Here is a 21,605-nt window from a genome sequence, read left to right as displayed (position 1 = left end):
GGATGGCCCGTCACACGTAGAAGTCGAGCTCCTCCTGGCGCGCCAGGAGGGTCCGCATCTCGTAGGCGTCGTCGCCGAAGAAATAGACCAGGCCCCAGTGGGTGCCGAAGGCGGTCCGCTTGGTGACGGTCTCCTCTACGGGTGCGGTGAGCTCGTGGGACTCGAAGTACTCGTGGTCCTCGGTCTCCTCCGGGATCGCGAGCGTGGAGACCACGCGACGCCGCGGGTAGACGCCGAAGCAGCCCGCGTGACCGGTGGCGTCGACCACCTCGCGCGGGAAGAACGCCGTGATCTCCTCCTCGGTGGTCTTGGGGTCGAACGCGAGAACCAGCCCCTGGTAGGCGTTGAACCCGTAGGCGCGCTCGAGCAGCTCGAAGACCTTGAACCCCGGCGGGCGGTACGCCACCTCGCCGAAGTACATCTCGCCGTCGCTGGTGACGAAGTACTCGGGGTGAACGAACCCGAACTTGATGTCGAAGGTCTTGATGAGCTTCTCGATCTGCCGCGTGATCTCCGGCCGGTACTTCTCGAGTTCTGGCGAAGCCGGCACGAACACCGAGTACCCGAGTGTCACGTACTCGGAGATGTTGAGGAACACGATCTTGCCGTTGTGCACCCAGGCCTCGACCGCGAATTCCCAGCCGTCCAGGTGGGACTCCATAAGGACCGGGAACTCCTCGTCGGGGATCGTGTCGACCTCGTCCGGGGTGCGGATGACGCGGTGCCCCAGGCAGCCTGCCTTGTCGAAGGCCTTGAGGTGGATCGGGTCGTTGGGGTCGCCGTCGAGCTTGAGAAGTGTCTGGTTGACGCGCTTGAGAAAGCGGATCACGTCGTCGCGCTCGTGGGCCTCCTCGAAGATCCCCACGCGGATCCCGCCGAGCTGGGCGCGGCGCTTCATCAGCGCCTTGTCCCGCAGCAGCAGCGACTGGCCGTACAGGGTGGGGTTGTCCATGAGCATGGAGTTGATGGCGCCCGCCCACTCGACGGTCTCCTCGAACAGCGGGATCGCCACGTCGACACCCATGTCCTTGAGGGTCTCGGCGATCTCCATGGACCGGTCGTTGAGCCGCTCAAAGTTCCACGGGACGAACGGGATGCTGTGCTGGCGGCAGTAGTCCTCGGCCCAGTCCGGGGCCACCACGACGTAGCGGCGGTCGAACCGGTCCACGGCGTCGACCGCGTTGGGCGCCCAGCCGAGCAGTGCCACATAGCCCTTGTCGGGGTTGCGCCGCTTCTCGTTGGGGTCCTGTGTCGCGAGCGAACTCTTGTCCGCGTCGGTGGTGGTCGATTCTGCTGTGGAAATCTGCACGCTCAAGTGCCTCCTGGGTTGGGGCGCGGGCGGGTGGACCACCCAACCTACCCAAGAGCCCGGAGGGTTGTGCTGGCAGAACCCGGTCCCCCATCCTGAGCGCCCGCAGCGGCGAACACCGGGGATGTTCTCGTCACAGCGCCCGCGCCGCCCGAACTACCTCCGCGGTGGGACGGCTGGGTACAGGTGGCGGCGACGGGCTGGGGTGCGCTATTCGTCATCACGCCGTTGACTGTGACGCACTTCCTGTTCTGGATCACCGGCTCGCGGACCACGGATCACGGCACGGAAGACACCCCTGACTGGGACGACTACCCCGACCGGGACTGGTTCTGTGCGGCGCCACAGCCGCGACGCGTTGTCCGGGCCGAGCGCGGTGCCGAGTAGGCGCGAGAGACGCTGCGCCGCTTCTGTCTCGATCTGAGCAACGGCCCAATCGGCGGTCGCGCTGACGAGACCGGTCAATCCGATCCACATCGGTGGTCCCGGCCTGACAGATGAGACCGATTCTTCCCCATCCACAGACTGTTGCACCCCAGCCGCCGAGCCACCCTCGCCGCCACGCTCGCCGTCCGGAGGGGCGTGTCGTAGGCCGTTCAAATGGGTGGTCGAGCGGGCGAGATGTGGACTCCCGAAACAAAGTCCTAGATGACGACGACGAGGTGGCGACTCTCGTAAGCCTGGCGGATCACTCGGCTTTCGTATCAATCCTGACCGGGGCGCGGAACGACCGCGTGCGGGGCATTACGGCGACCCGGGGTCACGACGTGGCCAACAGAGCCTTCAGCTCCTCGGCTAGGGGACCCAGATGCGCATCGCATGATCGTCCACACAACGCGCATGTCAACTTCGGCGTAGCCGAGTGAGATCACGTTGCGCAGGCCGATCAGGCGATGCCAACCCTCGGACTGGTGAGCTGAGTAGAAGTCCGGACAGTGCCGACGGCTTTTGGAGAGGTTCTCCCCCACCTCTTGCAGCCGCATGCAGATCGCGTCCTGAGCCATCGGCGAGGCGAGAAACTCGACCTCAGACGCAGGGGCGTAACCGGCCGCCCTCGTAGCTGCGGCGACCGCCATGTCGAGGTACGGGATCGGGGATTTCATAACGCGAGCTCGACCAGTTCGGGCTCGACGAACGGCCGGAACGGCACTTTGATCGATGTGAGGACGTCGAATGGTCGGCCCGCGACCCTCTCCAGAGCCTCGGACAGCCGGAATATCGCCCCGTAGTCGACCGGACCGTCCATCTCGACGAGCAGGTCGATGTCGCTCGTGGGCGTCAACTCGCGGCGGGCCGCACTTCCGAACAGCCGAGCCCGCCGTACGCCGAAAGAACGCAGCACGTCGAGCACGGCCTGCTCTTCCGGCAGGTCGTATGTGGCGTTCGTGGCAGCGACACCCATAGCTTTTAGGCTACCGGCACCTCGCACACCGGGACGGTTCCGACCGACCGGCAGCGGGAACGACCGGCGCCGCGCGTATGTGCCGGTCAGGAAGGCGAGTGTCTAGTGACGACGAGGTGTTGGGTTTTCGACCAGTGGTGCACACGATCGAGTGGCGTTCATGTGCCACCTGTCCGGTAGGGCAACCGGTCCAGAACCCAGGCCCAGTCGATCCGCTCTTGCTCAAGTCTGACGCGCTCGGCGAAGCGGTCGGAGACCAGGTCGTCGTAGACCGCCGCCTCCGCCGCCGTTAGTTGATCGAGTGTCGCGCTGGTGGGTGAGGACTCCTGTCCCCATCGCTGAGGGTGTGTGTTGAGGGTCTCGAGGTCCATGAGGAAAGACCGCACCCGCGGAAGGTGCGTGCGCAGCCGGTGGAGGATGGCGAAGCCGTGTGTGTCGAGGTCGCCCCAGTAGTGCACGTCGGCCACTCGAAGCGCGTCCCAGCGGCCGAGGCGGGCCACGTCGAATCCCTTCCCCCAGATCAGCACTCCGTCGTCCGGGACGGGCAGCGTGAGGTAGGTGATCTCGTTCTCCACGATCACGGCCGTGGTGAAGGACATGCCAAGTCCGTCGAGTTCCTCCGGTCGCACGGACAGTTCGGTGACCGACATCGGCGCGACGCTGCCCGCCATACGGAACCGGACGTACTCGGGCTTGGTGCGCAGGCCAAGGTCGTGGAGAAACGAGGTGGCGTTGCGTGAGACTCCGAGGAGCCCTGCGAGAACTGTCCGATGACTCTCGACGACCTTGGTGTCCACTCCCGGGGCATCGATCTGCCGCAGGTACCTGCCCGTCCCGCGGGCGTCTTCGAGCCAGCTGTACGCCGCGAGGATCTGCGGCCACTCCTGTGCATGGTCGAGCGCGGCGACGGGTCTGGCGAGCAGCCAGTCCCGCACCGGCGTATCCGGGGCCGCTGCCAGCATCTGTTCGAAGCTCACCACCTGCGTCCGGACTCCGAGCAGTGCCCATGCTTGGTCGAACCGGGTCACCACGGCATGAGTGGGAATCTGATTGCGTCCGAATTTCCGGCCGCCTACCGCCGTGTACCGCAGCGTGTATCGGCTGCCGTCGCGACTGCCGGCCTCGAGTGCGGCCATCCACTCCTGCACCTCGCCGAAGCGCTCACCGAGCTCGGACGTTCTCGGACCTCCGAGTGGGATCTCGAGTGGAGTGAGCGTCTCCCCGCGGGCGAAACCCCGGAGCAAGGTGCCGTCGACCCACCGCCTGTGCACTTTCTCGCGGACCGCCTCCGGCGTGGCCCACTTCCGCGCGCCGGCGACCATCACTCTCCGCCGCGCTGGCGGTGGTACTCCTCTGTGGACATCATGACGAGCCTCGAGTACCTGCCCTCGACATTGTCCACATACCCGATGGAGCGCACGTACGGTGCGATCACGTGCACTTTCTGCAGGGGCGTGACGATCAGCAGCTGGATGCCGAGCTTGGCGAACAGCTCGAGGGCGTACCGGGTGGAGGCGTCGGAGCCCCGGCCGAACGCCTCGTCGATCACGGCGAAGCGGAAGTCACGGGCCTTCTCCGCGCCCCACTCCAGGCCGAACTGGTACGCCAGCGACGCCGCGAGGATGGTGTAGGCGAGCTTCTCTTTCTGGCCGCCCGATTTGCCGTCCGAATCGCGGTAGTGCTCCCACTCCTCGTCGGTCTCGCGGTCGCGCTCCGAGGCGGAGAAGGTGTACCAGTTGCGCACGTCCGTGACTCGCGCCCGCCACGTCTTGTCGGTCTCGCTGTGGCCCTCCCGGCCGCGGAGTCGCTCGAGGATCGCCCGCACCTCCTGGTACCGCTGCTCGGAGTAGCGGTCGTCGCCGCCGAGGGTGTCGTCGGTGACCGCTCGCAGGTCGGATCGGAACTCCCGCACATCCTGGTTGACCGTGTTCTCCCGATCCAGGCGCACGTAGCGTCCCGGATTGAAGTCGATCGCGCCGAGAGCCTCGTTGATCTTCTCGATCTTCTGTTGGATATCGTCGGCCTGGCGCTGCAGCCAGTTGTGGAAGCCGGCGAGTTCGCGGATGGCGTTCTTCTTGAGCTGCTCCTCGAACTCCGCGATGAAGCGCGGCAGATCGTCCTGGGCCACCTGCGCGTGGAAGCGGATGTACTCCCCGCGCGCGTCGACCGAGGCGTCCATCTCGGTGGTCTGCTCCGGCCAGCGTCGCCGGATCTCCGCCATACCCTGCTGCAGACTGGTGGTGTAGCCGTTGAGTTCGCGCTGGGTCTGGCCGGTCTCCTTGTCGATTTCGTCAGACAGTCGTCGTTCGTGGAGTTCGGCTTGATCCGCGGTCGTCGACCCCGCGCGGCCCTGTCGTGTCCGGAGTCTGGGGTAGATGTCCGCCGCTGCTGCGCGGATGTCCGCCGTCAGCTCGTCGAGGCTGCGCCGGTCGCGGTCGATCTGACTGCTCTCCTGGGCGATGCGGCTTTCTCCACTGCCCTTCGCCTCGCCGAGAGTGTCCTTGGTCTGGCTGAGCTCGTTCACTCGTGTGTCGACCTCCGCCACGCGTCTGTCGATCTCGGCCAGTTCACTACTGCCCTCGAGCAGGCGACGGCGCTCGGCATCGGCGGCGTCCGCCCGCGATCGGGCGTCCTCCCAGTCGAGATCGCGCCACGAGGGATAGTCCGCCACCCGCGAGAGCGCGGTGCGCCGCTCCCCCACCTCGTTCTGCTCCCGCGACACCGATTCGAGTTGGGCGGCGAGCCGCTCCACTGATCGGGTGAGGTCGCCGCGCCGCTCCTGCAGTGCGGCGATCTTCTGCTCGTTGCGCCAGCCCAGCACCCAGCCGCGGGGATCGGCCGCGGACCGCCGGTCGTCCTTGACGTGATGATTTCTGGACCGCACCTGGCCCTCGCGAGTCACCGCCCGCTCGGCGTGCCGGAACTCCTCCACCGTGGTGGCGCAGAGATGGTCCGCCCGGGCGAACAACTCCTTGCTCAGGTACCCGCGCAGCGGTGTGTCGGCGATCTCCACCGTGTCGGCGAGCAGCAGTCCGTCGGAATGGGGGCGCTGCAAGGGCAGGTGGCGCTCCGGAACCCGCTCGTAGGTCAGGCGGACCCCCATCTCGCGACCGTCGGAGCGCCGGGCGGTCAGCCGGCGGGCGTTGACCCATTCGGCGACATCCGCGTAGTACCGCTGTGGCACCAGCAATGACACCGCGAATCCGCGCAGCACGCGCTCGGCGGCTCCCCGCCACTGCGCGTGCTCTTCGGACACGTCCAAAAGCTCGCCGGCGAACGGGAGCTCCTCTTCCGACACTCCGAGTTCCGCGCAGAGGGCGGACCGCACCTGGAGTTGTTCGGTCGGCAGGTTGCTGCGGCGGGTCGCGAGGCTGTCCAGCTCTTCCTGCACCTCGCGGAGCTGCGCTTTCTCCTCACCGTGCCCGAGGACCAGCGCGTCGTACCGCTCCTTGAGCTCGGCGATCTGCGTCTCGATCTCTGCCTGCGCCCGACCGACCTGGACGGCGAGGTCCGCGAATCCGGCGGCGTCGCCGACCGGGTCGAGGCCGGCCCTCGCGACGGCGTCCTCGAACCGCTCTCGCCTTGTTCTCCGCTCCTCGGCCTGCGCGCCCGCGTCGCGGGCTGCGCGTTCCAGCTCGCCGATGCGGCTACCGCCCGCCTCGGCCCGGGCCGCGAGGAGCTGGTCCCGCTCCGCCCCGAGGGCCTGCGACTCGGAGCGCACCTGCTCCAACTGGGCGGCGATGGTGGTGACCTCGGCGCGGACCCGCTCGATCTCCGCCTGGCGCAGCTCGATCCGCAGTTCGGCGAAGTAGGGGCGGATCGCCACACGTTCCTCGTGGAGACGGTCCAGGCGCTCGACCGCGCTCTCGTACCGGCTGATCGAGGCGACCAGTGGTTCCAGTGCCTCGAGTTGGGCTCGGGCCCGTTGGACGGCATCGTAGGACCGGGTGAGGTCCTCGAAGTGCCGGATGATCCCCTCGATCCGCTCGGAGGCGTCCGCGGGTTCGAGCATGTGCGTGCGGACGAACTCGTTGAGATCGCCCACGGCCTTCATCGAGACGGTCTGGTGGAACAGTTCCATGGCCTGTTCGGACCGGATGCCCAGCAGGCGCCGCATGGCACGACCGTAGGGCGGGAAGTCCTTCTCCACCGTGGCACCGTCTCGGCGGAGCCGCTTGAGCAGGTCGCCCAGGTCGGATCCGAAGTCGGTGAAGTCGGACTCGATCGACATCGCCCGGTCCGCGGTCACGAAGCGTCGCCAGGGTTGTCCTGTGGCGTCCTGTTGCTGGAAGACCTGGGCGAGGGTCACCTCGTCGTCGTATCCCTGGTTGGCAAAGACGCCGAGGATCACCGAATACGACCGTCGGTCCCGCAGCCCCACCGGTCGGACACTGCCGGTGGACTCGTTGCGCTCGGTCCTGTGGTGGCCTTCCACGTAGGAGCGCAGAGTGCGTTCCTTGCGTGCGGCGCCGGCCGCCTTGTTGTAGTCGATCCGGTGCGAGGGGAGCATGAGGGTGCTCACCGCGTCGACCAGAGTGGATTTGCCGCTGCCGATGTCGCCGGTGAGCAGCAGGGTCTCCCCATCCGATTCCAGTTGCCAGACGCGCTTGTCGAAGGTCCCCCAGTTGAGCACTTCGAGCCGGACCAGCCGGAAACCGGGACGCCCCTGCGGCGCGAGGTCGACGGAGGAGAACAGGCCCTCACTCATCGTCGGCACCCCCGTCGGCGTACTCGGCAAGCTTGGCGGAGAAGTCGGACAGGGTCTGACCGTCCACGTAGGCCTTGAGGATCCGGCGCACCTCCCAGGTGTCCCGCCGGCCCTTGAGCTGGCGCAGGAATCCCATGGACACCAGGCGGTTGATGGACGTGTCGACCTGCTTGAGCACTCGGGCCTCGTCGGTGCTGCGGGCGAGGAAGAGCTGAACCATCTCGATGATCTCGTCCTGGGTGAGCACCAGCTGGCCCTGGTCGCCGGCGGACTCGAACTCCACCATCCGCTTGCGCAGCAGCACCAACAGGAGACTGTCGGCGTAGGTGAGCGCGCGGCGTCTGATCACCCGCGGGAGCGGTTCGTCACCGTCCTCCGGCTCGCTGGTGCGCAGGTAGGCGTAGCCCTCGTCGTCGTCGATCACCACGTCGAGCCCGATCACGGCGAAGTGGTCGCGGACGGCGCCACGGTGGCGGAGGAGGTCCTCCCACGCGTCCGACTCCTGATAGACGACGCCCTGCATGAGGCGGATGGCGCTGGTCGCGACCGCCCTCTCCTCCGGGCTCACCGGCGCCTCACCACGACGCGCGGCATCCGGGCCCGCATCGACCGGCCGGCCTCCTCGTACTCGATCACCGTCTCCTCCTGCTGGTCGGTGGTCACCTCGATGTCGTCGGTGTCCAGGGCGAGGTAGCCCACGAGTTCCGCGGCGCCGTGCTCGACGGGGTACATGGTGACGACGTCCTCGAGCAATGCCGTACCGCGTTCGGGGACGAGGTTGCGCAACCTGGCGGCGAGGCGGGCGGGGTCCACGATCACCTGCTCGGCCAACACGGAGGTGTCGACATGCTCCTGCTCGGACGGTGGCAGGTGACTGTCCACCTCGGACGCGGGCCGCACACTGTGCAGCGGTCGTTCGGTGGGCAGCGACACCTCCACGCCGGCCTGCTCCAACTCGAGACCGAAGTCCGGGGGTGTGCCTTGTCGCAGCGCCAACGCGGTCCCCTCGATCTCGCGGACCAGGTCGAGGACGCGGCGGTTCTCCAGCCAGATCTGGTCGTCGGTGAACCGGCGGAGCTGCTCGGAGATCTGACGGACGGTCAGCTGGGTGCGCTCGGCGGCCTCGGCCCACCCGTGGTGGACGGTGCGGATGCTGCGGTCCGCCTTCAGTTCGTCGATCGCGGTGAGCCGCTCGAGCAGGGCGGAGAGTTCCTCCTGGCCGGATGAGGACAGGAGCATGTCGTAGAACGCCTGAAAACTGCGCCCCTGATCGGAGGAGTCGATGCGACTGCGCCCGCTGACCAGCTCCTCCAGCAGGTCCCCCTTGCTGCCCTCCCATGTGGCTATGCGTTCGCGAGCCGAGCGGTCCAGTGCGCGGAAGTTCTCCTCGACCTCGCGGAAGTCGGCGAGGAGCTCGCGAGCGGTGGAGGAGAACTGCTGGTAGCGGTCGCGCACGGCGGTCATGTCGAGTAGTCCGGCTTCCGGGTCGGCCTCGATCTGCTCGATCTCCCGCTGGATCTCCTGCTTGCGCCGCTGCAACTCGGCGAGCCGTATCGCGGGGTCGACCTCGGTGCCCTGGGCGATCTGGCGGAGTAGTTCGATCGCGGTCTGCAGTCGCGACTCGGTGCCGACGAAGGGCCGCGCGTGCAGGCTCTGGACCCACGAGTAGGCCTTTTCCAACGCGGGTGTCGCGTCGTAGTGGATCTCATCGGTACCGAGCGGATAGAAGCGACGGAGAAATCCTGAGTCGGTGGACGCCCATTCGGCCAGATAGTCGGCTGCGTCCCGCTTGAACCGCGGGTTCTCGGGATTCTCCGCATTGAGCTTGTAGAGCTCGTCGTCGAGGGCGTCGATGATCTCCCCCTCCGGGCTGGCACCGTGTCCCTCCTCCACGAAGAACCGGCCGAGAAACGACAGCAGCAGCGGCGCGTGGGTGGCGCGGAGCATCCGCCACGCGGGATGTCGTTCGCGCAGCGCGTCGATCGCCGCGTAGTCCACACGGTCTCCTCGGGTCAGCGGTCGGCAGGGGTCGTGCAGCCAGTCTAGGAGGGCGGCCGGACACAACTGTCTGGGCGGTCGGTGCGGGCAGCACCCCGCGAGAGGCGTCCGGTCACACCTCAGAGTTCGATTCAGGACCACGCTGGTGTTGACTCAGCGCTTCGGCAAGAGGCGGTAGGTGTGTCTTCACGACGTCTCGCACAATGTCAGCCTCAACACCGAAATACTGGTGAACGAGGATGTTGCGGAACCCTCGGATCTGCGGCCAGGCGATCTCTGGGTGTGCATCTGTGATCCCGGCCGAGAGATGGTTCGCAGCCTCACCGATGATCTGCAAGTTCCGTTCGATTGCATCCTCGGCCATGAGGACGAGGTCGATGTCATGGTTGTCCAGTCTGCGTACGTACCGCTGGCATCGATTGATGGCCCGCAGGATGTCGTCGATCCGCTGATCGGACTCGCGACTCATAACGCGACGCTGTCCCGGAGCGCCGACTCTGAGATCGCTCGCTTAAGTAGTTGCGACGGGAAGACGTCGATATCGTCGCGGCCGAATAGCGCACGGACTTCCTCTAACAGACCGGAGGCGCGCATCAAGAGATTGCCGTCAGACGGGTCCATTTCCACCAGGATGTCGATGTCGCTTCCCGCCTGCGCGGTGCCACGCGCGACCGAACCGAACAGCCTTGGTCTAGTAGCCGCGTACTTCGCCAGGAGCGCACGGAACTCGTCATCACGCGCCTCGATCAGCTCGCGCATTGCGAGCGATTCGGGAGTCGGGGCGGTGCTCGTCATAGCTACAGGTTACCGGCCGCCCGTGGGAACTGAAGGCCCCAGAACGAAGGATGCAAGTGAGCCGTGTGAGATCACGTTGGGTAGACCGATCAGGCGTTGCCAACTCTCGGACTACAGACCGCGCCCTGCACCAGAGGCGAGGCGAGGCGAGGAACCCCGTCTCAGACGCAGGGGCGTAGCCGGCAACCCTGTTTGCTGCGGCGATCGCCACTTCGAGGTACGGGATCGGTGATTTCGACCGGCGGCCCTACCGGCCGAGCACCGTGTCGAGCCAGTCGAACGCGCGCTGGCTGAACAGCGCTGCCGCCCCCGCTTCGTCGTGTTCACCGGCACCTTCGGCGTTGGTGAACTCGATCATCGTCTTGGGCGCTGTGAGGGCGTCGAAGAGACTCTGCGCGTCGACGATGCGCGGGTCGTTCTGGCCGGTGGTCAGCAGGACGGGGCAGTCGATGCGGTCGGCGAGGCCGTCCAGCGTGAACGACCTCAGTTCGCGCAGGTAGTCGACCGGGGTCGCGCATCCGTGCGTGAGCATCCCTCTCCCCACGGAGAAGTTCAGCCCCGGTGACTGCTCCATCCCGGCGCGGACCACCGAGTTGAGCAGCTCATCGGCGTCCCCCGTGTCCAGGTCGGCGCGGTACTCCTCCGGGAGGAGCAGCGAGGCGCTGGCTCCCGGGGCGTATTGCGGGGCGTCGGCGATCACGGCGGCGAGGCGGTGCTCGGCTGTGGCGGCGCGGGGCGCGAGGTGGCCGCCCCAGCTGCGGCCCATCGCTGCAATCCGGGAGGCGTCGACCTCCGGACGGGCGACCAGCCAGTCGACCTGAGCGGTGACGACCGCCTCCCAGTCGTGTCGGAAGTGCAGGTCGCGCTCGACCAGCGCCGCGCCCTGGCCCGGGCCGTCCATCATGAGGACGGCGTAACCGCGCCGCAACGCCGCGACACCGCCGGCGACGTACGTCTCCTCCATTGTGCCGTCGTATCCGCCGACCAGGATCAGCGTGGGGAACGGTCCCGGGCCGGGTGGGGTCGCGACGTAGCCGTCGAGCTCGGTCCCCTCGTACGGGACCGTGACCTGCTGGAAGGGATGGTCCATCAACTCGACCGCTCTGCGGAAAGCGTCCCTCTGACGCGCGTTCGCCGCGACGAACCGGGGATCCATCGGAGGGGCGTACATGAAGACCCCGGAGATACGGAAGTACGTGGTCGCGCGGAGGAACCCCTCACGCGCGCTCACCCGGTGACCGGCGGCGAGACTCTTCTCCGCATCCGCGAGAATCCGTTCCCCGAGCGCGTTCCACTCGGCGTTCCAGGCGTCCCTGTCCCCGTCGGGGATCCTGCGCGCGGTGATGAACGCCTCCCCGACGTCGGCTCCGCCCGTCGGGATGGTGTCCAGCACTCGGAGGAACTGGCCGTCGAACCCACTGTCCTGGAAGGCCAGTGCGGCAAGCGTGGGCTCGCCGGGGCCTTCATCTCCGTCCGCGGCCCGGGTTGTGGCAGTCGATGCAGTGTTCGTGGCCATGTCCACACCTCGTCATCACTGGTGGTCATCCCTGGTCGGATCGCCGCTCCCATCATCGCGCACCCGGTGCACGTCACGTGCGTGAATCCGACGTGATGCGGTGGCCGCCGGCGATGCCACCGGGAGACCGACGATGCCGCCAGCGATGCCACCGGGTCACCGACGATGCCGCCGGGTCACCGACGCCGGACGGTGATCCGCCCTCCTCTGTGGGGTGCGAACGCGACGCCGCGGGAGTGCCACTTCTCGTCCCGCTCGGTGGTCGGGACGATCTCATACATGCTCAGCAGGGTGCGCAGCACGACGTCCATCTCCATCGTCGCGAACGCCGCGCCGATGCATCGCCGGGTCCCGCCGCCGAAGGGCAGCCACGCCGGCGGTGGCGTGGTGTCGAGGAAGCGGGTCGGGTCGAAGCGCTCGGGGTCGGTGAAGTGCACGCTGTCGTCGTGCAGCAGCGAGATCGCGACCATCACGTTGTACCCGCGCGGGATGCGCCACGGTCCCAGGTCGAGGTGCGGCGCCTGCACGTTGCGTCCGGCGAGGTCGATGACCGGCCGGCTGCGCTGCACCTCCAGGATCGTCGCGTGCCTGTAGTCGGTCCCCCCGGCGTCGACCTCGGCGACCAGCTCGGCCAGCACCGCGGGGTTCCGGCTGAGCCGTTCCAGCGCCCAGGCGAGCGTCGTCGCGGTGGTCTCGTGTCCTGCCACGAGCAGTGCGGTGAGCTCGTCGCGGATCTCCTCGTCCGTCATGGACGAGCCGTCGTCGTAGGTACTCTGCAGCATCATCGCCAGGATGTCGTCGCGCTCGTCGAGTCGGTCGTCGCGGCGACCCCGGGCGATGAGCGCGGTGATCGCGTCGTCGTACACCTTCTTGTAGCGGGCGAACCGACCGCGCGGGCCCAACGACCCCACCCCCACAGCGCCCACGCGCACCGGCAGTTCCGGGGTGATGACCGCCGCCGAGCCGGCCTCCACCATGGGCGGGATGACGCGGCGCAGCGTGACGAGCTCATCGTCCCGGGCGCCGAACACCGTCCGGATGATGATGTCCAGCGTGATGCGGGTCATCGATGGCATGGAGGCGAACGGCCGGCCCACGACCCACGAGTCGAGTTCGCGCCGGGTCTCCTCCTCCACGACCGCCTCGTAGCCCGTGATGCGCCTGCCGTGCAGAGGCGGGGTGAGCAGCTTGCGGCGCCGACGGTGGTCGGTGCCCTCGAGCGCGAACATCGACTGCTCCCCCAGGACCCGGCCCAGATTGGGGTCGACGTTGGTCAGCGACTGCTGCGGGGCGGTGAACAGCTCTCTGGCCAGGGCGGGGTCGGAGATGATCACCGCGCGCCCGTAGATGGGCAGGTGCACGGTGACGGCGTCGCCGTATCTCGCCTGCAGGCGCTGGAGCACTCTGCGCCGGGCGAGGCCGAAGCCCACGCCCTGGATCGACCTGGGCAACGGGGGCCCGGGCGGGAGCAGGGGTGCGCGGTCGTCGCCGGTTGGGTTTCTCCCGGACGCGGAGGGAACCGTCCTGTCCGTCACGCTGTCCATGGGATCGCATCCTCGGCCTCGGGTGAAGTGCGGGGCGCCGTTCAGCCTACGTGCCGGAAATGCGGTGGTGGCCGCAGTTGGTGCGACGACGACGAGGCCTTCCCATGCCGCCCGGCACCGCGCCCAATCCGCCGCGGCCCCGGCGTCGAATCCCGGGCATGCACTCCGCTTCGCAGTCCCCTCGCCCCGCCGATTTTCACGTCTCGGCGGACGGTGCGGACGTGGCGGGGCTCTTCGCCGACTCCCGGGACGCCGACGCCGGGCACGACTCGCCTGAACCTGCCGAGTTCGAGCGAGGGGACTTCCTCGGCGCCATGCGCGCATCCTGGGACGACTGGATGCCCGTCGCCACCACGGGCTGGGGCGCGGTGGTGCTCATCGCCCCGCTGCTCGCGGTGCATGCCCTCGTCTGGGCATTCGGCGGGCGCCGGCCCCGGTAGGTGCTCAGCCTCCGCCAAGTGCTCAGCCTCGAACAGGTGCCCCGCCTCCGCTAGGTCCTCAGCCTCGCTCCCACCCGCCACAGGATGGTGCGCTCCTTCGAGCGAGCCGCGTGCAGCGGGTCTGCACTGTCTGCGGCGCGGGAATGGCGTGGCGTGGTCTCGCTGGTCCCGACCACGGTCAGCCCGGCCGCGTCGATACGTCCGAGCAGGTCCTCGCGGGTGCGCAGCCCCAGGTGTTCGGCGAGATCGGACAGAATCAGCCATCCTTCGCCCTGCGGCGTGAGGTGATGGGCGAGCCCGCTGAGGAAGCGATGGAGCACGTCGGAGTCCGGGTCATAGATCCCCTGCTCCAGGGCCGAGGTCGGGCGGCCGGGTATCCACGGCGGATTGCACACCACCACATCGGCCCGCCCGGAGTCGCCCGCCTCGCCGTCGTCGTCATAGGGCCACAGGTCGGCCTGCACCACCGCAACGCGGTCCGCCAACCCCAGCCGATCCACGTTGTCCCGGGCGCACTGCACGGCGCGGGAACTGATGTCGGTCGCGACCACCTCCCGGGCGCCACGCCGGGCCAGCACCGCGGCGAGCACCCCTGTCCCGGTGCCGATGTCCCACACGACGGGATGGTCGATGCCCCGCGGCCAGGGGGCATCGGCGACCAGGTCGATGTACTCGTCGCGGGTGGGGGCGAAGACGCCGTGGGCGGGATGGATGCGAGCCCCCAGGGCGCTGACCTCGATGCCCTTGCGGTGCCACTCGTAGGCGCTGATCACGCCGAGGAGCTCGGGCAGCGACACGAGAGTCTCCTCGCCGATAGACACGCTCGACTCGTCGGTGGGTTGGTCGACCGGCTGCCCGTAAGCGTGCCCGCAGGCCTCGCGCGCGTCGGGCGCTCGGCGCAGGCTGATCGAGTAATCGGGCTGCAGGGGGATCAGGATCTTGCCCAGGATCGTTGCCCGCTGCGCTCGCGCTTTCCGGTTGGCGAGGAAGACTTCCCCGGGTTCGGAGCTCTGCGTTGACCGGGACGCCCTCTTCTCGAGGCGCCGGTCGAGGGCGCGCATGAGCTGCCGAGCGTTCTGGAAGTCCCCCCGCCACAGTAGGCTTGAGCCTCTCTGGGCGATTCGGAGAGCCTTGTCTGCGGAGATGTCGTCGGTGATCACGACGATTCCAGTCGGGACAGGTGCGGCGTTCTCGGAGCGCCACCCGGCGGTGCGGTCGACACCGCTCTCCCGCCAGCTGACGGTGTTCACGGGCGGTCCGAGTGCGGCACAAGAGAAGACACGTGAATCCTTCAGACGGTCGCGCGCTCGACCCGAGGATGAGGAATGACCGCGCGAGAGCAAGTGACCCGTGATCCGGGCCGAGTCCAGTGTCTCAGCTCTGCCCCCGGACGGTCACGGGCAGTCGATCTTTATCGGTAGACCTCACGCCGATGCGCAACATCAACGACGAGGACTGTTACCCGTTGATCCTCGATCGAGCAAATGATCCGGTAGTCGCCCACGCGGTACCGCCAGAGGTGTTGGTCGCCACGAAGTGCCTTACCGAGGTACCTGGGGTCTTCGCACCCATGTATTCGCTCCTCGAGGAATGCCCTGATTCTCTGCTGCGCAGTCTTGTCCTGACGACCGAGCTTGCTGATGACCTTCTGGACGTGCGGCGTGACCTCGACCAGATACGCCACCTCAGGACCAGTCCACCTGGTCCAACGGGATCGCGGAATCGTCTGACTGCCTGAATTCCTCCAGACGGTGCCGGGCCAAGTACCAGTCCTCCATCTTGTCGAGTCCGCTGCGGATGAACTCGCTCGCGTAGAACGACTTGGACCTGCCGGTGATTCGAGCCAGATGGTCCAGACGGGCGATGGTCTCGTCGTCCAACTTGGTGTTCAGCTGTTTGGCCGTCATGACACCCCTTCCGCCGCTATACGAGTATAGACCCAGTGACCACCCTGAGACCGTGACCATCCGGCCGGTCGATGTCGAGAGCGTCATTGACGACAAGCGTGGGGGCGAGCCACTGCGAGGCGCAGCGTCGATCTGGCAGCCTCCAGGCAACTAGATTCCTGCCGGAAACCCCTCCCCTTCTCACGTTATAGCTGGTAGGGGGCCTTGCGGCAAGACCCCGGTGGGGGCGCACACTGTCGCCATGTCCCCCGAGGCACCCGGCATCTTCGCCCTCCCCGATCACCTCGCCCACAAGGCTGACCCGGCGCACATCGCCGCCGACGAACGCCACCTCGCCACCGTCTCCCACGCCCTCGACCAGAAGGTCGCCTCCCTGTCCGCCCGTCTGGACGCCCGCCGCCGCGACCCCGCAGGCCGCGGCGCGCAGACCATCGAGCGCGACGCCGACATCCGCCGCCTCGTCGCCGAGCTCGCCACGCTGCGCCGCTTCGGGCTGGACATGTGCATCGGCCACTACGCCACCGCCGCCGCCTCCCGCGCCCCTCAATTCGACTCCAGCCCCACAGCACCCGCGACCGCGCCGGTGTACGTGGGCCGCATCGGCCTCACCGATGCGGCCGGCACTCCCCTCCTCGTGGATTGGCGCACCCCGGCCGCCGAGCCGTTCTTCGCCGCGACGCTCGCCGATCCGAGGGGCGTGACGTATCGCCGTCGGTACCGGTGGTCGGGCGGGCGCATCGTGGACTACTGGGATGAGGTCTTTGGCGACGACGACGAGGTCTTCGCTCACGTCAGCCCCGACGACCTCTCGGCGTTCATCTCGAGCTTGTCCGAGGCGCGAACCGGCCGAATGCGGGATGTGCTCACCACGATCCAGGCCGATCAGGACGCCATCATCCGCGCGGACTCCCGGGGAGCCCTCATCGTGGACGGCGGACCCGGCACCGGCAAGACCGTCGTGGCCCTGCACCGGGCGGCATACCTGCTCCACGAACAGTCGCGTACCGGGCTGCGGCGCGGCAACCTGCTCCTCGTCGGGCCGCACCGGCCGTATCTGGACTACGTGGCGGATGTACTCCCCTCCCTCGGTGAGCACAGCGTGCAGACGGCGACCGTGGCCGATCTCGGCGTCGCCGCGCTCGGCGGGACGATCGCGGCACCGCCCGGCGGACTGCCCGACGAACCCGATCCCGAGGTCGCCCGACTGAAGTCAGAGCTCCGCATGGTCGAGACGATCGAGGCCGCGGTGCGCTTCTACGAGCAGCCGCCCGAGCAGTCGATGGTGATGCAGACCGAGTGGCTGGACCTGCGCCTGACGCCGGCCGACTGGGCCGAGGCATTCGCCTCCGTGGAGGACGGCACACCACACAACGAAGCTCACCCGCAGATCCGCGAAACGCTCGCCGAGATCCTCGTTGACCGGGCCCTCCATAACAGTGCAGGCGGTGGCGTGCCGGCGGACATCCTCCGCGCAGAGCTCGCAGCACACCCGGACCTGCACCGTGCCCTGTACCGGGCATGGCCGATGATCAACGCCACCGATCTTGTCGGGGACCTGTGGACCGTCCCGGCGTACCTGCGCCTGTGCGCACCGTGGCTGACCACCGAGCAGCTGCAACTCCTTCAGCGACCCGCGGCCGACTCATGGACGACCGCGGACCTGCCGCTCCTGGACGCGGCCCACCACCGGCTGGGTGATGCCGACCGGAAGCGCAGAACGCAGCGTCACCGGGCCGAGCGATCCGCAGAACTCGCAAGGCGCCAGCGGGTGAGCGACGACCTCATCGCCGCCGATGACGATCCCGAGGGGGTCTCCCCCATGCTCCGCCACGCCGATCTGCAGGAGGCACTGCTCGATTCCCCGGCGGACGAAGAACCGGCCATCGGCCCGGCCCGCCTGGCGGGCCCGTTCAGCCACATCATCGTCGACGAAGCGCAGGAACTCACCGACTCGGAGTGGGCGATGATCCTGCGCCGCTGCCCGTCGGGCAGCCTCACGGTGGTTGGCGACCGCGCGCAGTCCCGTCGCGACTTCGACGAGTCCTGGCCCGAGCGACTCGAGCGCATCGGCCTCTCCCCTGCCCGCATCACGTCCGTGCATCTGAGCATCAACTACCGCACGCCCGCCGAGATCATGGAGGCCGCCGCTCCGGTGATCCGGTCGGTGCGGCCCGACGCCAACGTGCCCGAGTCGGTCCGCCGCAGCGGGGCACCCGTCCGGTACGGCCAAGTCGAGGATCTTCACGGCGTGGTCGACGAGTGGCTCGCCACCCACTCCGAGGGCATGGTCGGCATCATCTGCACGACCGGCGCTGCCGGCCCCGACTTCAACGGTTCCGACCGCGTCCGCTCGCTGACCCCCGCGCAGGCCAAGGGCCTCGAGTTCGACCTGGTGGTTCTGGTCGACCCGGAGACGTTCGGTTCGGGCGTCATCGGTGCAGTTGACCGCTATGTGGCGATGACGCGGGCGACGCAACAGTTGGTCGTCCTCAGGTCGTAGATTCCCGCCGGGCGCGCAGCGTCACAACGCCGACGCCTGCCTCAGGCCCACGTCCGCAATAGGTCGCTTGAGCAACTGCTCGGGGAAAATGTCGATGTCCTCGCGACCGAAGAGCGTACGAACCTCCTCCAACAAGCCGGAGGCTCGCATGAGGAGGTTGCCGTCGGCCGGGTCCATATCCACCAGGATGTCCACGTCGCTTCCGCCATTCGCAGTACCGCGGGCGAGTGATCCGAACAGCATCGGATTCGTCGCAGCGTACTTGGCAAGGAGGGCTCGGAACTCGTCTCGACGCGCCTCGATGAGCTCACGCAAGGCGAGCGATTCGGGAGTCGGGGCGGCGCTCGTCATAGCCTCAGGATATCGGCTGCACAGACTGACGGAAGGCCTATTCGGTCTACCGCCTGTGCCGCCGTCGCCGGTATAGCGCCAGGCCGCTGACCAGGGGTGCCCTGGAAGCACCGTTCAGGGCACCCCTGCTCAGAGGCGATTTTCAGCTTTCCGGGATAGCACGCGCGCCGCAGTCGCCTCTTACCTGAGTTCCACAACTTTTAGTGACCCGCGTTGATGGCGTCGATGAGGCCGCGGGCGTCCTCGTTGATGGTCGGCTCGACGACCATCTCGTGGTCGCCTATGGCGACCACGATCGTGCGCAGGGGTTCGAGGGTGCCGATGATCTTCTTGATCGATACGCCGGTGATGTTCTGCAGGTATCGGGCTACCGCCAGGGCGGCGAACACCACGGTCAAGTGCGCCTCGATGGAATCCCTGGTCCGGTGGAAAATCGGTCTTGCCTTGAGGTCGGACTTGGCCATCCGAAACGATTGCTCGACCTTCCACAGGTCGTGGTACGCAGCTACGATCGCCTGCCCATCCATGATCGTCGGGTCGATATTGGTGACGTACCCCTTGTAGCCCGCGGACTGGCGGGCCCGCTCGATCGAGGCCTCGTCCAAGGTGACGTTTTGGCCGGTTACCTTGACGAACCGTTGTTTTTTCAAAGGTTCGGCTCGGTCGGCCACCCGCTGGGCACGGTCGATCTGGGCGTTGAGCGTGCGACGGTCCCGCTGGGCACGCTCCCACTTGTAATGCCAGACCACTCTGCGGTCGCGCCGGTCGCGGCCTTGCCCCATCGGGCGGGTCAGCTCAACGGTCTCGCCGTCGTTGATGGCGTTGCCGCGGCGACCGAAGTGCTCCTCGAGCTCCTTCGGCGCTTTGGATGGCAACTAGGCGTACTTGGTACGCCTGGTCCGGTGATCCGGTACCGCGGTTCTGGCGACCCGGTACCGGCCCGTGGGTGAGGCGGGCCGGAACCGTGGCCGTGTCGGTTACTCCCAGTAGCCGGTAGTCGCGCGGGCTTGGTCGTCGCGTTGGCGGCGCATGTCGACTTCGCCGAGGTTGATCTCGCGGGCGTTGTTGGCCAGCCGGTTGACGATGGAGTCAGCGGCGACCCGGTCGGGCAGGGCTTCGAGCCAGTACGCCGGCCGGGACTGTGAAGCGATCATCGTCGGCAACCTGTGCTCCCGGTTGGCCAGGACGGCGAACAAATCGTTGGCGGCCTCGGGATCGATGCCCACGGTGAGGAAGTCGTCGATGATCAGCAGCTCCACGTCCGAGAGGTCATTGAGCATTTTCTGGTGGCGGATCCCGTCGCCGCGGGCGATGACCAGCCGCCGGGCGAGTTCGTCCATGCGGGCGTAGGTGACGGTGTGCCCGTTCTGGCAGGCGGCGATGCCGATCGCGCAGGCCAGGTAGGTTTTTCCGCCGCCGGTCGGTGAGAGGATCAGCAGGTTGGTGGGGTCTTGCCTCCAGTGGTGTCCGGCGTAGCGTTTCATCCGCACCGGGGTGATCCCGCGTCCGTCCTGGTAGTTGATCTCGGCGATCGAGGCCTGCGGGATGGGGAACTTGGCGGCGCGGATGAGCTTGTCGATCCGGTGGGCTTGGCGCTGGTCCAGGGCGTCGTCGACGGCGGTGAGGAAGATCTGCTCCGGGGTGAGCTCGTCATTGGCCTCATCGCTGATGAGCTCCTCGAACCGGGTCGCTACGTGGGTGATGCGCAGATTGCGGAACTTCTGATGATCGATCTCGGTGAACATCACACGCCCTCCCCGCTGCGCCCGCGCGAGTAGTGATCGGCCGAGCGGACTTGAATCGCGCCGTCGTCTCGGGTTCCGGCCGGGGGTGGGGGCTTTCGTGTGGCCGCCGCCGGCACCACGGGCCGGGGCGCCTTGCCGTCGGAGTCGATGGTGGCCATGACGCGTTTGAGCACGCTGTAGCTCCCGGCGCCGTTCTGGTTGAGCAGCACTTGGCAGGCAGCCTCGAGCCGCTGCCGACTGCGCTTGCCCAGGGTCTCGAGGATGTTCTGGCAGTCCAGGTAGCCCTGGGCCTCGATCACGTGACGGTCCAGGATCTGGGCGATCACCTTCTCGGTGGCAGGACCGAACCCGCGGGCACGGTCGGTGAACCACTGCCTCGACCACAGACCATCGATGCCCTGATGCTCTCTCGGGGCGTGCGCGAGCACCGTGGAGTACTGGCCCTTACGACCATGGCGCCGGGGGTGCACGCAGACGACCTGGTCGCCATCGAAGATCGTCACAGATTGTGCGGTCAGGCGGACCCGCAGCAGTTGACCGGCGAAGGTGTACGGCACCGAGTAGTACTGCGAATCGCAGGAGATGTGATAGTTCCGCCCGACTTTGAGCTGCTTCCACTCCACCGTGGCGAACCCGTCGTCGGGCAGGACGCCCAGCAGCGGCGCCTCGTCGGATTCGAACCGCTCCCACCGGGTCGTGCCGTCAGCCCGACGGATGACGGTGTTGATCTCCGCGACACGGTCGTCGATGGCGGCGTTCAGGGCCTCGACGGTGGTCCAGACCTCCTCGGCGAGGTAGCCGATGACGCGCTTGTTGACCACGTCCACCGCGGACTCTACGGCTGCCTTGTCGCGGGGTTTGCGCACGCGAGCGGGCACGATCGCGGTGCCGTAGTGGTCGGCCAGCTGCTGGTAGCGGGCGTTGACTGCCCTGGCCGCTTCGCCCTTGGCCTGTCGGTGGGTGGCGGTGGTCGGGTTGTCGGGCACCACCATCTGGGGCGCCCCGCCGAAAAAGTCGAACGCCGCGACGTGGGCGTCGATCCAGGACGGGGACTTCATATCCGTAAAACCGCGACAGAACACCGCACCGGAGTACGGCAGCACCGCCACGAACAGGTACAACTTGGTGACCTCACCGGTGACCGCGTCGAGGACCTCGAGGGTGTCGCCGGCCCAGTCGACCAGCATCGTCCGACCGGGTTCGTGATGCAGCGTGGCCACGACGTCCTTGACCCGTGTGTGCTCGCCGAACAGGGCGCAGTACTGCGAGTACCCGTACTTCTTCCCGGCCCCGACGGGGTCCGCGAGATATTTGCCCCAGGCCTGAATATTCGTCTCACTGGGGGCCAGGGCTATTGCCTCTGGGGGCCACCGGCTGTTTGCGCGAATAT

Annotated in this window: 19 protein-coding genes and 1 pseudogene; 2 read left to right on the top strand and 18 right to left on the bottom strand. The window is 67.6% G+C overall.

Annotated features, from left to right (window positions below; all coding sequences use genetic code 11):
• Window positions 1-10: 10 nt before the first annotated feature.
• From ABD250_RS15605 to ABD250_RS15560, 11 genes are all read right to left on the bottom strand, one after another.
• Entirely contained in the window at window positions 11-1,309 is a 1,299-nt protein-coding gene (locus tag ABD250_RS15605; protein WP_338404146.1) for an ATP-grasp domain-containing protein, read from the bottom strand.
• 704 nt (window positions 1,310-2,013) lie between these two features.
• Complete coding sequence (locus ABD250_RS18110; RefSeq protein ID WP_422110519.1) at window positions 2,014-2,385, bottom strand: HepT-like ribonuclease domain-containing protein; 372 nt, start codon at window positions 2,383-2,385, stop codon at window positions 2,014-2,016.
• A gap of 23 nt (window positions 2,386-2,408) precedes the next feature.
• Window positions 2,409-2,711 carry a nucleotidyltransferase family protein gene (locus ABD250_RS15600; protein WP_182658161.1) on the bottom strand — a complete coding sequence of 101 codons (303 nt, stop codon included), beginning with the start codon at window positions 2,709-2,711 and terminating at the stop codon, window positions 2,409-2,411.
• A gap of 158 nt (window positions 2,712-2,869) precedes the next feature.
• On the bottom strand, window positions 2,870-4,033 hold the full coding sequence (locus tag ABD250_RS15595) for a Wadjet anti-phage system protein JetD domain-containing protein (RefSeq protein ID WP_182658160.1): 1,164 nt from the start codon (window positions 4,031-4,033) through the stop codon (window positions 2,870-2,872).
• Window positions 4,033-7,419: an ATP-binding protein gene (locus ABD250_RS15590; protein ID WP_182658159.1), complete on the bottom strand. Its 3,387-nt coding sequence runs from the start codon at window positions 7,417-7,419 to the stop codon at window positions 4,033-4,035. The genes ABD250_RS15595 and ABD250_RS15590 overlap by 1 nt, the downstream gene beginning before the upstream one ends.
• A complete protein-coding gene (locus ABD250_RS15585; RefSeq protein ID WP_338404145.1) occupies window positions 7,412-7,987 on the bottom strand; it encodes a DUF4194 domain-containing protein in 576 nt (191 codons plus the stop codon). The genes ABD250_RS15590 and ABD250_RS15585 overlap by 8 nt, the downstream gene beginning before the upstream one ends.
• On the bottom strand, window positions 7,984-9,417 hold the full coding sequence (locus tag ABD250_RS15580) for a DUF3375 family protein (protein ID WP_182658158.1): 1,434 nt from the start codon (window positions 9,415-9,417) through the stop codon (window positions 7,984-7,986). Before ABD250_RS15580 ends, ABD250_RS15585 begins: the two co-directional genes overlap by 4 nt.
• A 112-nt stretch (window positions 9,418-9,529) precedes the next feature.
• Window positions 9,530-9,886, bottom strand: coding sequence for a HepT-like ribonuclease domain-containing protein (locus ABD250_RS15575; RefSeq protein WP_182658157.1), 357 nt, complete (start codon window positions 9,884-9,886; stop codon window positions 9,530-9,532).
• Window positions 9,883-10,212: a nucleotidyltransferase family protein gene (locus tag ABD250_RS15570; RefSeq protein WP_179525747.1), complete on the bottom strand. Its 330-nt coding sequence runs from the start codon at window positions 10,210-10,212 to the stop codon at window positions 9,883-9,885. Before ABD250_RS15570 ends, ABD250_RS15575 begins: the two co-directional genes overlap by 4 nt.
• A gap of 247 nt (window positions 10,213-10,459) precedes the next feature.
• Window positions 10,460-11,728, bottom strand: a complete 1,269-nt coding sequence (locus tag ABD250_RS15565) for an alpha/beta hydrolase family protein (RefSeq protein WP_182641745.1) — start codon at window positions 11,726-11,728, stop codon at window positions 10,460-10,462.
• 176 nt (window positions 11,729-11,904) lie between these two features.
• Window positions 11,905-13,272 (bottom strand): cytochrome P450, encoded by a 1,368-nt coding sequence (locus tag ABD250_RS15560; RefSeq protein WP_241730534.1) that lies wholly within the window; start codon window positions 13,270-13,272, stop codon window positions 11,905-11,907.
• Window positions 13,273-13,430: 158 nt separating this feature from the next.
• Between ABD250_RS15560 and ABD250_RS15555 the strand changes: the two genes are divergently transcribed.
• Complete coding sequence (locus tag ABD250_RS15555) at window positions 13,431-13,712, top strand: hypothetical protein (RefSeq protein ID WP_182658156.1); 282 nt, start codon at window positions 13,431-13,433, stop codon at window positions 13,710-13,712.
• Between the two features lie 50 nt (window positions 13,713-13,762).
• On the opposite strand, the gene ABD250_RS15550 is transcribed toward ABD250_RS15555, so the two are convergent.
• The 3 genes from ABD250_RS15550 to relB all read right to left on the bottom strand — a co-directional run bounded on the left by ABD250_RS15550 (window position 13,763) and on the right by relB (window position 15,619).
• The gene (locus tag ABD250_RS15550) at window positions 13,763-14,962 is read right to left on the bottom strand and encodes a methyltransferase (protein WP_182658155.1); all 1,200 of its coding nucleotides are present in this window, start codon (window positions 14,960-14,962) and stop codon (window positions 13,763-13,765) included.
• Between the two features lie 161 nt (window positions 14,963-15,123).
• Complete coding sequence (locus ABD250_RS15545) at window positions 15,124-15,396, bottom strand: type II toxin-antitoxin system RelE/ParE family toxin (protein WP_182658154.1); 273 nt, start codon at window positions 15,394-15,396, stop codon at window positions 15,124-15,126.
• Window position 15,397: 1 nt separating this feature from the next.
• On the bottom strand, window positions 15,398-15,619 hold the full coding sequence (gene relB / locus ABD250_RS15540) for a type II toxin-antitoxin system RelB family antitoxin (RefSeq protein ID WP_182658153.1): 222 nt from the start codon (window positions 15,617-15,619) through the stop codon (window positions 15,398-15,400).
• A gap of 241 nt (window positions 15,620-15,860) precedes the next feature.
• Between relB and helR the strand changes: the two genes are divergently transcribed.
• A complete protein-coding gene (helR, locus tag ABD250_RS15535; RefSeq protein WP_182658152.1) occupies window positions 15,861-18,119 on the top strand; it encodes an RNA polymerase recycling motor ATPase HelR in 2,259 nt (752 codons plus the stop codon).
• A 21-nt stretch (window positions 18,120-18,140) separates the two neighbouring features.
• Here the strand turns inward: helR and ABD250_RS15530 are convergent, their stop codons facing one another.
• From ABD250_RS15530 to istA, 4 genes and pseudogenes are all read right to left on the bottom strand, one after another.
• A complete protein-coding gene (locus tag ABD250_RS15530; RefSeq protein WP_182658151.1) occupies window positions 18,141-18,470 on the bottom strand; it encodes a nucleotidyltransferase family protein in 330 nt (109 codons plus the stop codon).
• A gap of 200 nt (window positions 18,471-18,670) precedes the next feature.
• Window positions 18,671-19,339, bottom strand: a pseudogene (locus tag ABD250_RS15525) (IS1634 family transposase); the annotation flags it as partial.
• Between the two features lie 108 nt (window positions 19,340-19,447).
• The gene (locus ABD250_RS15520; protein ID WP_061917862.1) at window positions 19,448-20,215 is read right to left on the bottom strand and encodes an ATP-binding protein; all 768 of its coding nucleotides are present in this window, start codon (window positions 20,213-20,215) and stop codon (window positions 19,448-19,450) included.
• Window positions 20,215-21,605: IS21 family transposase (gene istA / locus ABD250_RS15515; RefSeq protein WP_344393184.1), on the bottom strand; the 1,391-nt coding region annotated here is incomplete at its 5' end. The genes istA and ABD250_RS15520, both read right to left, overlap by 1 nt.

The organism is Dietzia cercidiphylli, assembly GCF_039531545.1.
Classification (GTDB): domain Bacteria; phylum Actinomycetota; class Actinomycetes; order Mycobacteriales; family Mycobacteriaceae; genus Dietzia; species Dietzia natronolimnaea.
This window is presented reverse-complemented; position numbering and strand designations above follow the sequence as displayed.